The 15544-nt window shown below is 32.3% G+C and carries 13 protein-coding genes; 10 read left to right on the top strand and 3 right to left on the bottom strand.

All coding sequences use genetic code 11. The features are described 5' to 3' along the window. Positions 1-152 precede the first annotated feature (152 nt). Both DW006_RS01760 and DW006_RS01765 read left to right on the top strand, forming a co-directional pair. Positions 153-869, top strand: coding sequence for an AzlC family ABC transporter permease (locus tag DW006_RS01760; protein WP_117998775.1), 717 nt, complete (start codon positions 153-155; stop codon positions 867-869). Then, the gene (locus DW006_RS01765) at positions 859-1167 is read left to right on the top strand and encodes an AzlD domain-containing protein (protein WP_199521872.1); all 309 of its coding nucleotides are present in this window, start codon (positions 859-861) and stop codon (positions 1165-1167) included. The genes DW006_RS01760 and DW006_RS01765 overlap by 11 nt, the downstream gene beginning before the upstream one ends. Positions 1168-1343: 176 nt before the next feature. Here the strand turns inward: DW006_RS01765 and DW006_RS01770 are convergent, their stop codons facing one another. Continuing rightward, complete coding sequence (locus tag DW006_RS01770) at positions 1344-2207, bottom strand: LysR family transcriptional regulator (RefSeq protein WP_158561036.1); 864 nt, start codon at positions 2205-2207, stop codon at positions 1344-1346. 549 nt (positions 2208-2756) lie between these two features. Between DW006_RS01770 and DW006_RS01775 the strand changes: the two genes are divergently transcribed. The 3 genes from DW006_RS01775 (at position 2757) to DW006_RS01785 (ending at position 6085) form a co-directional block, all read left to right on the top strand. Then, on the top strand, positions 2757-3908 hold the full coding sequence (locus tag DW006_RS01775) for a hypothetical protein (RefSeq protein ID WP_117998778.1): 1152 nt from the start codon (positions 2757-2759) through the stop codon (positions 3906-3908). Between the two features lie 175 nt (positions 3909-4083). Then, positions 4084-4818, top strand: coding sequence for a LytTR family transcriptional regulator DNA-binding domain-containing protein (locus DW006_RS01780; protein ID WP_117998779.1), 735 nt, complete (start codon positions 4084-4086; stop codon positions 4816-4818). Beyond that, positions 4811-6085, top strand: a complete 1275-nt coding sequence (locus DW006_RS01785) for a GHKL domain-containing protein (RefSeq protein WP_117998780.1) — start codon at positions 4811-4813, stop codon at positions 6083-6085. The genes DW006_RS01780 and DW006_RS01785 overlap by 8 nt, the downstream gene beginning before the upstream one ends. Before the next feature lie 129 nt (positions 6086-6214). Here the strand turns inward: DW006_RS01785 and DW006_RS12355 are convergent, their stop codons facing one another. Both DW006_RS12355 and DW006_RS01790 read right to left on the bottom strand, forming a co-directional pair. Next, positions 6215-6346, bottom strand: coding sequence for a hypothetical protein (locus DW006_RS12355; protein ID WP_278286600.1), 132 nt, complete (start codon positions 6344-6346; stop codon positions 6215-6217). Next, a complete protein-coding gene (locus tag DW006_RS01790; protein ID WP_117998781.1) occupies positions 6346-6915 on the bottom strand; it encodes an accessory gene regulator B family protein in 570 nt (189 codons plus the stop codon). Before DW006_RS01790 ends, DW006_RS12355 begins: the two co-directional genes overlap by 1 nt. Before the next feature lie 228 nt (positions 6916-7143). Here DW006_RS01790 and DW006_RS01795 point away from each other — a divergent pair, with 228 nt between their 5' ends. The 5 genes from DW006_RS01795 (at position 7144) to gltB (ending at position 15541) form a co-directional block, all read left to right on the top strand. Continuing rightward, complete coding sequence (locus tag DW006_RS01795; RefSeq protein WP_117998782.1) at positions 7144-7989, top strand: HAD-IIB family hydrolase; 846 nt, start codon at positions 7144-7146, stop codon at positions 7987-7989. A gap of 9 nt (positions 7990-7998) precedes the next feature. Then, complete coding sequence (locus DW006_RS01800; RefSeq protein ID WP_117998783.1) at positions 7999-8412, top strand: hypothetical protein; 414 nt, start codon at positions 7999-8001, stop codon at positions 8410-8412. A gap of 21 nt (positions 8413-8433) precedes the next feature. Beyond that, entirely contained in the window at positions 8434-9330 is an 897-nt protein-coding gene (locus tag DW006_RS01805) for a cation diffusion facilitator family transporter (RefSeq protein ID WP_117998784.1), read from the top strand. A gap of 144 nt (positions 9331-9474) precedes the next feature. Then, complete coding sequence (gene rpoD / locus DW006_RS01810; RefSeq protein WP_117998785.1) at positions 9475-10734, top strand: RNA polymerase sigma factor RpoD; 1260 nt, start codon at positions 9475-9477, stop codon at positions 10732-10734. A 259-nt stretch (positions 10735-10993) separates the two neighbouring features. Continuing rightward, positions 10994-15541 carry a glutamate synthase large subunit gene (gltB, locus tag DW006_RS01815; protein WP_117998786.1) on the top strand — a complete coding sequence of 1516 codons (4548 nt, stop codon included), beginning with the start codon at positions 10994-10996 and terminating at the stop codon, positions 15539-15541. Positions 15542-15544: the final 3 nt, after the last annotated feature.

Here is a 15544-nt window from a genome sequence, read left to right on the forward strand (position 1 = left end):
ATAAGATAAAATAAAGATTGAATATTTAACATTGATTAAAATATGGTTTAAAGTTATAATCTATTAGGTTGTAAGAAAGATTTTTTTGAAAAAACAAAAAGACCTGTAAACACTTTCATAAGATAAAATAAAGAACGAGAGATTAAGTAAAAATGATAGAGAATCACAAGAGTAATTTTTGTAAAGGATTAAAAGGTGGAATCCCTATTGCATTAGGGTATTTTGCTGTATCTTTTACATTAGGAATTCAGGCAAAAAATGTTGGAATTACAGCATTTCAGGCGGCAGTAACAAGTTTCGGTCTTCATGCATCAGCAGGAGAATACATAGCTTTTACATTAATAGGTGCAAATGCTAACATTTTGGTAATGGTATTGATGGAAATGATAGCAAATGCAAGGTACCTGCTTATGTCATGTTCATTAAGTCAGAAAATTCCCGCAGATACACCAATGTGGAAAAGACTTGTAATGGGATATTTTATAACTGATGAAATATTTGGTGCCTCAATATCTGTTTCAGGAAAGCTGGATCCATATTATATGTTTGGATTAATAGCTGTTGCTTCTCCAGGCTGGGTAGTTGGCACAGCACTGGGAGTGATTATGGGAAATGCCCTACCACTAAGAGCTGTCAGTGCATTAAGTGTAGGCTTGTATGGCATGTTTATTGCCTGTATCATACCGGAAGGCAGGAAAAATAAAATAGTGGCAGGAGTAATTATTGTAAGTTTTGTGTTAAGTTATATTTTTAGTACATTGTCAGTTCTCAAGGGAATATCCTCCGGAATCAAAATAATGATACTAACTGTAATTATTGCAACAGTTGCGGCAATATTATTTCCGGTAAAGGAGGAAAATCATGAATAACATATATGTATATATTTTGGCTATGTCATTAGCAACATATTTAATCAGAGTGCTTCCTTTAACCTTGATTAGAAAAGAAATTAATAACAAATTCATTAAATCTTTTTTATATTATGTGCCTTATGTTACATTGGCTGTAATGACTTTCCCGGCAATACTAACATCCACACAGACTATGTGGTCAGGTTTAATTGCTTTAATAGGAGCAGTGATTTTAGCTTGGAAAGGCGGTAATTTGTTTCAGGTTGCAGTTATAAGCTGTGTACTTGTATTTGTTGTAGAACTAATAATTTATTAAATTATAATAGATTAAGTTATGAAAATTAATTTATAAAGCGTTAAGCCATAAGAAAGTAAATTAGAAAACATTAAACTATAAAACATTAAAAAGCTATGGATTAGCAATAAGTTTGTAGAAGTTAAACTTAACAGTTAATCTATAGCTTTTTATGTAATGAAAAAATCCATTATATATTATAAGTTCTTAAACCATGTTTTTGAAAAATCTAGAAATTCCTTTTCCCAAGGAGTTAAAATCTTATCTTTAGGCCAGGCAAGAAGTAATTTGCTGGCATCTTTTTCTTTAATGGATAGCATCTTAACGTTATTATCAGGATGCATCATATAATATTTTTTTGTCAAAATAGCAACGCCATCGTTTTGTGAAACTCTGTGTATAGTGGCAAAGTCTTCATGGAATTTGAATACATAGTTAGGAGTAAAGCCTGCTGTATTCATACAGTAGTTGTCTACCATTACACGAATCGGAATTGTGTCATATAACCCCACAAAGTTTTCGTTTTTTAGCTCAGAAAGTGAAATTTCATCTTTTTTGCTTAATGGGTGATTTGCCGGCACAATGGCAACAAATTCATCTTCTAATAAAACTTCATAATTAAAGTCATCCAAATCACATATTGGTTGCATAAATGTAAAATCATAAGGCACTTTTTCAGAATGCATTACTTCTTCAACTGTTGCATACTTAAAATGTGTGTGGGTATATTTAAAGCAAAAATCTGCTGTAAGGGGAGAAATGAAAAAATCTCCGTCTTGAATATATATGGTTATTTCGTTTTGTGTAACATTAGAAAAATGAATTTTACATTCATCAATTGTATTTAAAATAGTAGATACCTGTTTATAAAAATATGTACCGTTTTCATTTAAAATAATATTTCTACCGGTTCTGTCAAAAAGTCGTACACTAAGTTCTTCTTCAAGTTTTTTGATTGCATAGCTGATTGAAGGCTGTGGCACCATATTTTTCTTTGCAGCATTAGAAAAATTCTCTAATTCTGCGGCATCTTTAAAGTATTTAAGCTGAAGTAATTCCATATCGAACCTCCTGTAAAACGATTCTAATATATAGGTTAATAAAATGCAAATATAATTCATAAAGTATTCTTTATAATTATATATAGAAAAAAGTATTTTTTATATTTGCAAAAGTAATATACAATAATAACGTGCGATTGTTGATTCCTATAGCAACAAAGAAAGGCAGGCCTCCGGGTCTGCCAATTTTCTTTTGTAGGATGAAAACGTTTTAACTACATCTAATATCAACAATATTTGATGCAAAAGTCAAAAAATTTAAAAAATAAAAAGGCGGGGAATAAAAGTGGAAATTATATTGAACATCATTTGTGTGCTACAATTTGTATTATTTGCGATGCTAAGTTGTGCAGAGATTTATTTGCTAAAAACAAAGTTAAAAAAAAGAAAAAAGAATAAAACAAGGTGAAAAACAGGAAAGAAAAATAATAAACAATAAAACAATAGGAAAAATAGCATATTTTAGTAAAAAAAATGTAAAATCAGTTGAAATTAAATATATTTATAAAGTATAATAATCTCCAAATAAAAAAATATCAGGAGGTAATTATGAAAAAGATTACAAAACTATTAACAGTTGCTTCAGCTATGCTTGTTATGATGTTAGCAATGACATTTACAACCATGGCAGCAACTACAGTAACACCAACACGATCAATGACAGGTAGTGAGAAGGCAGTAACACAGTCTTATACTTTTACTCAGAATACAGTTTTAGATACTGAATTTACTTTATATAAGACAGCAGGAGTTGTAATTCCTGTTAAGGTCAGCGAAAGTGGTGCATTAGAAATAAATGTAAAGGCAAACAAAGTAGAAAAGATTTTTTACATGACACTTTACACAGATGCAGCTTGTACAAACAAGGTATCAGGCTTGTATGATAGTTTTAATGTGGGAGATTCAAACATCACAAAATATGTAGCTTTAGGTTCAAAGAATACATATTATTTACGTTTGGAAACAAACTCATTCTATACACCTAATAATGAGCAGTTTACTGACTCAATTACAGTATCATATAGATTTTTCCCAAGAGCAGAAAGAACTATTAAGTCTGGTCAGACAATTAAGTATTACAGAAATCAGGGCTCAGATATTTATACATTTAAGTATAAGGCAGAAGCAACAGGAAAAGTTACAGTATCATTACCATATAAGTGGGGAAGTTATTTAACATTTAAGAATCAGAAGAAGAGTGATATTCTTACTGAACAGTGGGTATCATCAATTTATAGTTACAAATATAATGTTTATGTAAAGAAGGGGGCAGTTTACTATTTTGTAACAAAATCAAATGGTATTAATGCCAATACTTTACAGTCTATTAGTATTAAGAATACAGCCGTAAAAGTAAAAATGGCTACAAATAGAAAAAAAGCAATTACTATTAAGAATAAAAAGTCAGCAAAATGTTTAATTACACCGGGAGATAAGTCGGCAAAATGGTATAAGATTTCCTTAAAGAAGAATCGCCATCCTTATTTTGACTTGAGTGGTGATGTAACAGGAGTTTGGAAACTTCAGATTTGCAATAAAAAAGGAAAAGCAATAAAGAACATGACATTTAGATGGTATGGTAGCAAGAGCAAGATAACAACATGGGGTGGCTGGAAGAAAGGTACATACTATTTCAAGGTTACACCAGCTGATTCAAAATCATATGGTCTTGCAACATTTAAATATAAACAGGCAAAATAATTTCATAAACAGACAAAATAACTTTGAGGGGCATACAGCCCCTCATTTTTTGTAATAAGAAATTCCTTCAGAATGTCGCAAGTAACATTCTTTGTTTAAATTTCAGATTTTCGTTGCATAAAAATATTTTTAAAATTATACTGATTGTAAATTACGAAAGAAAAGTGGGGCAGATATGAAAAACATAAAGAAGAAGATACTTATTGTTGAGGACAGTGAGTATTATATGAATCTGGTAACAGATAGTTTGATTAACATAGAAAATACTATTCTTTATAAGGCAGTAAATATTTCTGAAGCTTATAGAATCGCAATGGAAAAGAACATTGATGTGTTCATTGTTGATGTGGTTTTAGACACGAAAGTTTTAGGAGATGTATCAGGGATTGTTTTTGTAGATCGTATTCGAACAGTTCCAAGATATAGATTTTCGCCTATTATCATTACTTCATCTTTGGAAGATCCCAAGTATCACGCATATAATTATCTGCATTGTTTTAGATATTTTGAAAAAACGTATGACGTTTCAGAATTGGTGGAAACTGTAAAAGAAGCTCTAGAATTTAAGCAAAGTGAAGACATAGAAAAAATAATATATTATAAAAGACAGGGAATTCTTTTCTCTTTAAGAACAAAGGATATTGTGTATGTTGAAAATCATAATAAATATATTGTTTATTGTTGTAGGGATGGTAAATATAAAGCACCATACAAGTCCTGTAAGAAAATAGTGGAAGATATAGCATCAAAGGATTTTATACAGTGTAACAAAAATACAGTTGTAAACCGGCAGTATATTCATAATATCGATGGAACAAACCGTTATATTACACTTGTTGAAAATCGGGGAAAACTGGAAATTGGACCACGTTTGAAAAAAGAGTTTTTAAGGAGATTAGAGAATGATTGAGTTCTTATTTTTACTGGTAGAAATACTGGCTATTGTTTATTTAATACATAATATAGTAGGTGTTTCAGTTAAAGTTGATGTGTATTTAATTATGTTGTTAGCAATTGGCTTAGGAATAACAATAGCTATTATTAATGATTTAATATGGGATAAAGGGGTTTGCATAGTGTATGGACTTCTTGGACTATACGTGGTTGTAGAACTGAAGAAAAGAATGGTGGATGCAATATGTATTTGTGGTGTGGCATTGTGTCTGGTTACAGTTTTGCAGACAGTTTTGTTCTTGCCAATGGGGTTGCTTTACTATTTGGTGCCTTATGAAGATTTGCTGGTTCTAATAACTAATGGCGGAGTTTTTATTATTTTAAAATTACTAAAGAAAACTAACATATACAGTAAGACTAAGGAATTTCTTGAAAATAGCGGGATAAAAATAATTATATCTATGTTTGTTCTAATATACATTTATTTTTATTTTGCCCATATTTTCAAAATTACAGGTAAAATTCCTATTGAAATATATGCCATGATGTTGGCGTTCATGTTGGTTACTGCGTATATAATTTACAGTTTGCAAAAGTCCAATTACATGCTGAAACTTAAGGAAGATGAAATAAATATTTCAAGAATGTGCAGTGAATCTTTTGAACAGCTGATTAATCATGCAAGGAAAAATCAACATGATTTTCATAATCATCTTTTAGCAATCAAAGGGATGCAACATTCAATAAAAGATTTTGATGAATTAGTAAAAAAACAAGAAAAATATATTCAGAAAATAAAAGAAAATAACAGATACGACAGTATATTGTATACAATACAGGAACCTATTTTGGCAGGCTACGTTTTTAACAAAGTTTCAGAAATAGAAAATGAAAAAATCAGAGTTCATTATAATTTTGCTGTTACCACAAAAAGAATCGAATATATATCAATATTTCATTTAAATGAAATAATTGGAATACTTTTAGATAATGCTAAAGAAGCAGTTGAACAAATGGAAGAAGCTAGGCGAAATATTAATTTTCATATAATGGAAACAGTGGATAAGCTGACCATTAAGGTTACAAACATTAGTGAAAAAATAGAACAGAATAAAATTATAGAACTGTTTAAGGAAGGGTACAGTTCAAAAGAAAATCATGGTGGACTTGGTCTTAGAAAAATTAAAGAACTAGCAGACAAGTACAGCTATGATATTATGCCTTATAATCAAATGATTAATAATGAAAATCATATTGTATTTGAAATTGTAATTTACAAGTAGAACATATTAAGTTGGAATTATAAACCAAATACAAACAATATTGTATATAAAATTTCAAGATATAACTAGAATGAAAATAAAAGATGAAGTGCTTTTGTTAAACAGAAACACTTCATCTTTTTCTTTTAATTATTCTTCAAAATCAGGATATTCTGGCTCGCCTAAAAGACATAAACTGAATTTTGAAAATCTAATCCAAATAGTTAATGCAAGACAAAAATTGCAAATTGTATGCATTGTAGATAATTTGATTTTTCTCATTAATACAGACCTCTCTTTCGTAAAATTTTGGCAACTACAAGTTGAAAAACATGAAGCAGAATAGTTTGGTAAATAACCTGTATATATAAATTCCCAATTTCCATCAAATTGAAAATGCCAGCTAAAATAATAAAAAATATAATTACACTAACAGAAATAATCTTGCATTGGATAATTGTTTTCTCGTTTGCCTTAGGTCTGAGAGGTGAGGCTATAGGACCGACTTTTAACAATGCATGTATAAAAATAAAAGAGGAAACAACCATAGAACCATACGAAACCGTAACTAAGTCAGGCAAAATCATAGTAGTCATCAGGAACAGAAAAAGTGTTGAAATAAAGCACATAAAGTAATTATTAAAATGTAGACCACCGCCATTAGTTCTAAGAATAAATAGAAAAATAAATGAAATTGCAAATACATCTAGTCTATGTAAAAAATAAAATATTATTGCAAGTAAAAAAATTTTACTGGCTTCATAAACAATACATGTAAGAACATACTTTGCCATTAGCAGTTCATTATGAGTGTAGTTGTATTCAGTTTCAAGTTCACTAAATATATTCATTTAAAACTCCCATACTTTTATTAGCCCAAAAGCCATTTAAGTATAGAAGCAATTACAGGAAGTAAACGAAAATTATGAAAAAGTATGTTAAATGGCAAAAAAACGCACAATAAAAATAATAGAACAAGGGAACAGAGCCGCTAGGCAGGAAAAATATAATCACCTTAATTTTAAAATTATGGTATAATACAATGGTTACATATTTATTAATTATAAGATGGAGAATATATGAACTTAGATAACGAAAAAAGTAGTAAAGGAAAGTTCTTTGGATATTTAATATGTACAGACTGTGATGGAACACTTACCTATGATATTGGAAAGGTTTCAGAAAAGAACGTTGGGGCAATTAAATATTTCCAAAGTGAAGGTGGACTGTTTACACTTGCAACAGGTCGTTTTCCTAATCATTTGGAAATGTTTAAAGGACAATTTGAAATCAATGCCCCTATGGCTTCTTTAAATGGAACATTATTATATGATACAAAAAATAATAAGCCCATAAAAACATGGACGGTTTCATCGAAAAAGTGTCTTAATATGATTAAGTACATATTAGAAAAATATGATATATGGGAACTTTGGATTAATGGTGTTACAAGTGAAGGCAAATTCACCGGTGTGGGTTATAAGCCTTCTGAACATAAAAAAGGTGATGGCAGTATAGATGAAACATTTAATGAGATGCCTTTTGAAATATTTAAGATAGTAGTAATGCAACCGGAGAATTTAACATATATTATTCAAAAGGATTTAAAAGAAAAGTTCGGTCAGGAATTTAGATTTGATACAAGCTGGGCTAACGGGCTTGAAATACAAAGTATTGACAGCGGAAAAGGTGTTGCTGTTAAGTACATGAAGGAAAATGTATGCAAAAATGTTCATACTACTATTGGCATAGGTGATTATGAAAATGATTTGTCATTACTTGAAAGCTCTGACATTGGCTATGCTGTAGATAATGCTATAGACAGTGTGAAAGAAGCAGCAGACAGAATAACAGTTGCAAATACAAATGATGCAATAGCTGCCATAATTGAGGAACTGGAAAATAACATAGATGCAAAACAATAGGAGAAAAGAATGAATAAGAAAGTTAAAATAACAGCTATAGCGTTAGTGGTTATAGTGCTTTTAGTAATACTTGTAACTTGCTTTAGTAATAAAGAAGATACGAATAATATAAATGAAACAACTGTTGAAACAACATCAGCTAAAGAAAAAATAAAAACAAATTTTACCACAGAGAGAGAAGAAGAAGAAGAAGAAGAAGAAGAAGAAACAGACACAAAAGAGTATGCAACTTTACCTGAAGTAACTGAAACAGAGAATAATGAAACAACTGATTATTTTCAGAATGTAAGTGTGTATGAGGAAACAACAAAGAAAAGTAAAAAATCAAAAAAGAAGAAGAACACAGATAAAAAAGAGTCAGAAGCATATCCTGGTGAAAATGATGGTTGGTCACCAATTGTATCTCCTGATGATTTAGATTAAAAACAGGAATAGAGGTATAAAATGGATGACAAATTAGTTGTAAAAACCGCTGTAAAAGTATCAACAGTGAGTATTGTACTTAATATTGTTTTAAGTATGTTAAAATTATTGGCAGGAATATTTGGAAAATCAATGGCAATGCTTTCTGATGCCATACATTCCCTTTCAGATGTGTTTGGCTCCATAATTGTAATAATTGGGGTGAAAGTTTCAAAAAAGAAGGAAGATGCAGACCATCCTTTCGGTCATGACAGATTAGAATGTCTTGCAAGCCTTGCCCTTGGTGCAATATTGTTTTTTACCGGTGCAATGCTAGCCTACGAAGGAATTAATAAAATATACACTAAGGCACCAATAAGCACACCTGGAAAAATAGCATTATTTGCAGCCATTGTATCAATTATTGCAAAGGAAGGAATGTTTTGGTATACAAAGATTAATGCTAACAGAATTAATTCCGATGCATTAAGGGCAGAAGCATGGCACCACAGATCCGATGCACTTTCATCTGTAGGAAGTTTGATTGGTGTAGCAGGTGCAATGTTAGGACTAAAGATTTTAGATCCTATTATGGGTTGCGTTATTGGCTTGGTAATCATAAAAGTTGCCTTTGATATTGCAAAAGAAGCCATTGATAAAATGGTTGATAAAGCCTGTGATGATGAAACAATAGAAAAAATGAAAAAAGAAGTGCATAATGTTGACGGAGTAAAAGGGCTTGACTTAATAAAGACAAGAATGTTTGGAACAAAAATTTACGTTGAAATCGAAATAAGTGTCGACGGAAATTTAATTTTAAAGGATGCACATGCTATTGCAGAGCAGGTTCATGACAACATTGAAAAGAATTTTGAATATGTAAAACATTGTGTTGTACATGTGAATCCGTATGGTTATAAGCATAAAAAGAAGCAATAGTTATCAATAAGGTACTTTATTCAACAAAAAAGCAGTTTTTTTGAAATAGTCGGTTTACACCGGCTATTTTTTGTGTATAATATATGTTGGACCGACAGATACTTAAAAAAGAAACAAAGTTTCGATTTTAGAAAGGACATTGCATTGAAACAACAAGATTTTAATCAGAAAATTGAGGAATTAGTTGCAATTGGTCAGAACAAAGCTGGCAAATTAACAACAGAAGAAATCAGAGAATTTTTTAGTAAGGACAAGCTTACTGCTAAGCAGGAAAGTACAGTTCTTACAAAAATTAAAGAACATAATGTTGCTGTTGTTATAGCCAAGAAGGATACAAGTTCTGATAATACAGCTCCTCAGAAAGAAGAAACGGAAGTAAAGGATATGTCAGACAGTGATGAAATGGTAGAAATTAATGTTGATTTAATTACTGATGTTACAGAACCAACTGACGAAGATATTGCTTCGGTAGCTGAGGACGAAGAGGATTTATTGGATTCTACAGACGAGAATTTTGAAGACGATAAGGAAAGTTCAGCAGAGTTAGATGCTATTGATTTGCTCGAGGGTGTAGGAACAGAAGATCCTGTTAGAATGTATTTAAAGGAAATTGGTACTGTTGCTTTGTTAACAGCAGAGGAAGAGTTAGAACTTGCAAAACGCAAGACTGAGGGAGATCCTATTGCAAAAGAAAAATTAATAGAGGCAAACCTACGTCTGGTTGTAAGTATCGCAAAGAGATACACAGGACGTGGAATGAGTTTTCTTGACTTAGTTCAGGAAGGTAATTTAGGTCTTATAAAGGGCGTTGAAAAATTTGATTACACTAAAGGTTATAAGTTAAGTACATATGCTACATGGTGGATTAGACAGTCGGTTACAAGAGCATTGGCGGATCATGCCAGAACAATCCGTGTACCTGTTCATATGGTAGAAACTATTAACAGAATGTCAAAGATGCAAAGAAAGCTTACTTTAGAGTTAGGTTATGAACCATCAACTAAGGAATTAGCAGATGCACTTGAAATGACAGAAGAAAAAGTATTAGAAATTATGCAGATTGCAAGAGAACCTGCATCACTTGAAACTCCTATAGGAGAGGAAGATGATTCAAACCTTGGCGATTTCGTAGCAGATAATAATACTGTTACTCCTGAGGCAAACATTGAATCAGTAATGCTTCGTGATCATATAGATGTTTTATTACAGGATTTAAAAGATAGAGAGCGTGAGGTTATTATTCTTCGATTTGGTTTAAGAGACGGTCATCCTAGAACACTTGAAGAAGTTGGTAAGATTTTTAGTGTTACAAGAGAACGTATCAGACAGATTGAAGCAAAAGCCTTAAGAAAGTTAAGAAATCCCGTTAGAAGTAAGAAAATTAAAGACTTTTTAGGCGAGTAAACTTAACTAAAAAAGAAAAAATGCATATTAAACTTAATTTTGTTTGACAAACGTGTCGAAATAGTTTATAAAATTAAGTAGAGATTAATGAGGGTACAAGGAAGTACATAGGTAAAATAGCTTATGGTTCTTTGTGCCCTTTTTCGTTTATTATAAAGAATATTTGTTGAAGATGATAAACAAAGAAAACAAACCATAAGAGCTATTGGTAATGTCTTTATAATAAACTCATTGATAGATAAATTAAGGAGGAAAAATCATGGATCAGAATGTACTATTCAAAGAAGCTGAAGAAAATGGACTATATGATTCTCGTTTTGAACACGATAACTGCGGTATTGGAGCTGTAGTAAACATTAAGGGAAAAAAGAGTCATGAGACAGTTGAAAATGCACTTAAAATTGTTGAAAACCTAGAGCATCGTGCTGGTAAAGATGCTGAAGGTAAAACAGGTGATGGTGTTGGTATTATGCTTCAGATTTCCCACAAGTTTTTTAAGAAGGTAACAAAGCCATTAGGTTTTGATATTGGAGAAGAAAGAGAATATGGTGTGGGAATGTTTTTCATGCCACAGGATGACTTAAAGCGTCATAGAGAAATGAAGATGCTTGAAATCATTACTGAAAAAGAAGGCCTTGAATTTTTAGGTTGGAGAGAAGTTCCTGTTCATCCTGAAGTATTAGGTTCAAAAGCTTTAGAATGTATGCCTTATATTATGCAGTGTTTTATTAAGAAACCTGAAGATGTTGAAAAAGGATTAGCATTTGACAGAAAACTTTACATTGTAAGAAGAGTTTTCTCACATAGTAATGCCGGAACTTATACAGTGTCAATGTCAAGCAGAACAATTGTATATAAGGGGATGTTTTTAGTTGACCAGTTAGGACCTTTCTTTGCAGACTTAATGGACAAAAATTATGAGTCAGCAATTGCTTTGGTACATTCAAGATTCTCAACAAATACACAGCCAAGCTGGAGAAGAGCTCATCCTAACAGATTTATTGTTCACAACGGTGAAATCAATACAATTAGAGGAAATGCTGATAATATGTTAGCCAGAGAAGAATCAATGACTAGCGAATACATGGAAAGTTCATTACAGAAGGTCATGCCTGTAGTTGATGTAAACGGTTCAGACTCAGCAATGCTTGATAATACATTAGAATTTTTAGTAATGAATGGTGTTGATCTTCCTTTAGCAGTAATGATGTGTATACCTGAACCATGGGAAAAGAATGATACAATCAGCCAGTCAAAGAGAGATTTTTATCAGTATTATGCAACAATGATGGAACCATGGGATGGACCTGCATCAATACTTTTCTCTGATGGTGATTACATGGGAGCAATCCTTGATAGAAACGGACTTCGTCCTTCAAGATATTACATTACAAGTGATGACCAGTTAATTCTTTCATCAGAAGTAGGGGTACTTGATATACCTGCTGAAAAAATAGTTGTAAAAGAACGTCTCCGTCCGGGCCGTATGTTACTGGTAGATACAGTTAAAGGAAAATTAATAGATGATGATGAATTAAAAGAAAGCTATGCAGCAAGAAAACCATATGGTGAATGGTTAAACAACAACTTAGTTTATTTAAAAGACATTAATATACCAAATGTAAAAGTAGAAACTTATGACAAAGAGGAACGTCAGAGATTACAGAAAAACTTTGGATATACATTTGAAGATTTAAAGAGAATTATTCCAATGGCAAATAATGGAATTGAAGCTACAAAGGCAATGGGTAAGGATACACCACTTGCAGTTTTAAGCGAGAGAATTCATCCATTATTTAACTACTTTAAACAGTTATTTGCACAGGTTACAAACCCTCCTATTGATGCAATTAGAGAAGAGATTGTAACATCAACATCTGTTTACATTGGAAAGGACGGAAATATATTAGAAGAGCAGCCTGAAAACTGTAAGGTTCTCAAGATTAAACATCCAATCCTTACAAATACGGATATTTTAAAGTTAAAGAACATTAACAAGCCGGGATTTAAGGCAGCAGTTGTACCAATTGTTTATTACAAAGGTATAGACATTGAAAAAGCTATTGAACAGGTATTTGTGGAAGTTGATAAGGCTCATAAGGATGGAGCTAATATTATTATTCTTTCAGATAGAGGAGTAGATGAATATCATGTACAGATTCCATCACTTCTTGCAGTTTCAGCCGTTCATCAGCATTTAGTAAAAACAAAGAAGAGAACAACATTATCATTAGTTCTTGAAAGTGGTGAACCAAGAGAGGTACATCATTTTGCAACATTGTTAGGATATGGTGCCAGTGCAATTAATCCATATCTTGCACATGAAACAATCAAGCAGATGGTTGATGAAGATATGATTCAAAAAGATCCATATGCAGCAATTGATGATTACAACAAAGCTATTTTAGGTGGTATTGTAAAAATCGCATCTAAGATGGGTATTTCAACAATTCAGTCATATCAGGGTTCACAGATTTTTGAAGCTATTGGTATTAGCAAAGAAGTAATTGATAAATACTTTACAGGTACAGTTAGTAGAGTTGAAGGAATTACAATGAAAGATATTGAAGATGGAGTTGAGGAACTTCATTCAAAGGCATTTGATCCATTAGGATTAGATGTAGATTTAACATTGGAAAGTAATGGCGAGCATAAGCTTAGAAGTGGTAAGGAAGAACATAAGTATAATCCGGCTACAATCCATACTTTACAGCAGGCTACATGGACAGACAATTATCAGTTATTTAAACAGTATACACACATGATTGATGAAGAAATGGCACCATTCCATTTACGTGGATTAATGGATTTCAATTATCCTGAAAATGGTGGCATTCCACTTGATGAAGTAGAAAGTGTTGAATCAATTATGAAGAGATTCAAAACAGGTGCAATGTCATACGGTTCTATTTCGCAGGAAGCACATGAAACAATGGCAATTGCAATGAATATGATTGGCGGCCGTTCAAACTCAGGTGAAGGTGGAGAATCAATTGAACGTTTAACAATTGGAGAAGACGGTCTTAACAAATGTTCAAAAATTAAGCAGGTTGCTTCAGGACGTTTTGGTGTAACATCAAGATATCTTGTAAGTGCCGAAGAAATACAGATTAAGATGGCTCAGGGTGCAAAGCCTGGTGAAGGTGGACATTTACCAGGTAAGAAAGTTTATCCATGGGTTGCTAAAACAAGATATTCAACACCGGGTGTAAGTTTAATTTCACCACCACCACATCATGATATTTACTCAATTGAAGATTTAGCACAGCTTATTTATGATTTAAAGAACTCAAACAGAGATGCAAGAATTTCAGTTAAGTTAGTATCAGAGGCAGGTGTTGGTACAGTTGCAGCAGGTGTTGCAAAAGCAGGTGCTCAGGTAATTTTAGTTTCAGGTTTTGATGGTGGTACAGGTGCCGCTCCTGAAAACTCAATTTACAATGCAGGACTTCCTTGGGAATTAGGTTTGGCAGAAGCACATCAGACATTAATTGCAAATGGTCTTAGAAATAAGGTAGTTGTGGAAACTGATGGTAAATTAATGAGTGGTAGAGACGTAGCAATTGCAGCTATGCTTGGTGCAGAAGAATATGGTTTTGCAACAGCTCCACTTGTAACTATGGGTTGTGTAATGATGAGAGTTTGTAACTTAGATACATGTCCTGTGGGTGTTGCCACACAGAACCCTGAACTTCGTAAGAGATTTAAAGGAAAACCAGAATATGTTGTAAACTTTATGAAGTTTATTGCAGAAGAACTTCGTGAATATATGGCAAAACTTGGTGTTAGAACATTAGATGAGTTAATTGGCAGATCAGACTTACTGAAGGTTAAAGACGGAGTAGACCAGAAGAAAGCAGCAGAAGTTGATTTAAGCAAGATTTTAAGCACTGACTTTGCACATGAAAGGGTTAACTACAGTAAGAAGAATGTATATGACTTTAAGCTTGAAAGCACAAAGGATATGACAGTGCTTCTTCCAAAAATGAAGAAAGCTCTTGATGAAAAGAAAGCAGCTTCAGTTGAAGTTAATGTAACAAATATTGACAGAGCATTAGGAACAATTTTTGGCTCTGAAATTACAAAGAGATACAATGACACATTACCTGATGACATGTACACAGTTAAGTGTTACGGTGCCGGAGGTCAGAGTTTTGGTGCATTTATTCCAAACGGTATGACAATGGAACTTACAGGTGATAGCAATGACTACTTAGGTAAAGGTTTATCAGGTGGTAAGATTATTGTTAAACCACCAAAGGAATCTACATTTAAGCAGGATGAAAATATCATTATCGGTAACGTTGCATTCTATGGGGCAACAAGTGGTAAGGCTTATATTAATGGTGTTGCAGGTGAAAGATTCTGTGTAAGAAACTCAGGTGCAACAACAGTTGTTGAAGGTGTAGGAGATCATGGATGCGAATACATGACAGGTGGTCGTGTAGTCGTAATCGGTAAAGTTGGAAAGAACTTTGCAGCAGGTATGAGTGGCGGTGTTGCTTATGTACTTGATGAAAATAATGATCTTTACAGAAAGACAAATAAGTCACTTGTTTCAACAGAAGAATTATCAAACAAGTATGATGTATTAGAACTTAAGGGAATGATTGAAGATCATGTTAAGTATACTAATTCAGTAAAAGGTAAAGAAATTCTTGATAACTTTGAAGAATACTTACCTAAGTTTAAAAAGATAATTCCATATGACTATAAGAAGATGCTAGAAACAATTGCAAAAATGGAACAAAAGGGATTAAACCCTGAACAGGCACAGATAGAGGCGTTTTACGCAGCAACAAGATAGGAG

The sequence above is a fragment of the Eubacterium sp. AF36-5BH genome, assembly GCF_003460505.1.
Taxonomy (GTDB): domain Bacteria; phylum Bacillota; class Clostridia; order Lachnospirales; family Lachnospiraceae; genus Eubacterium_G.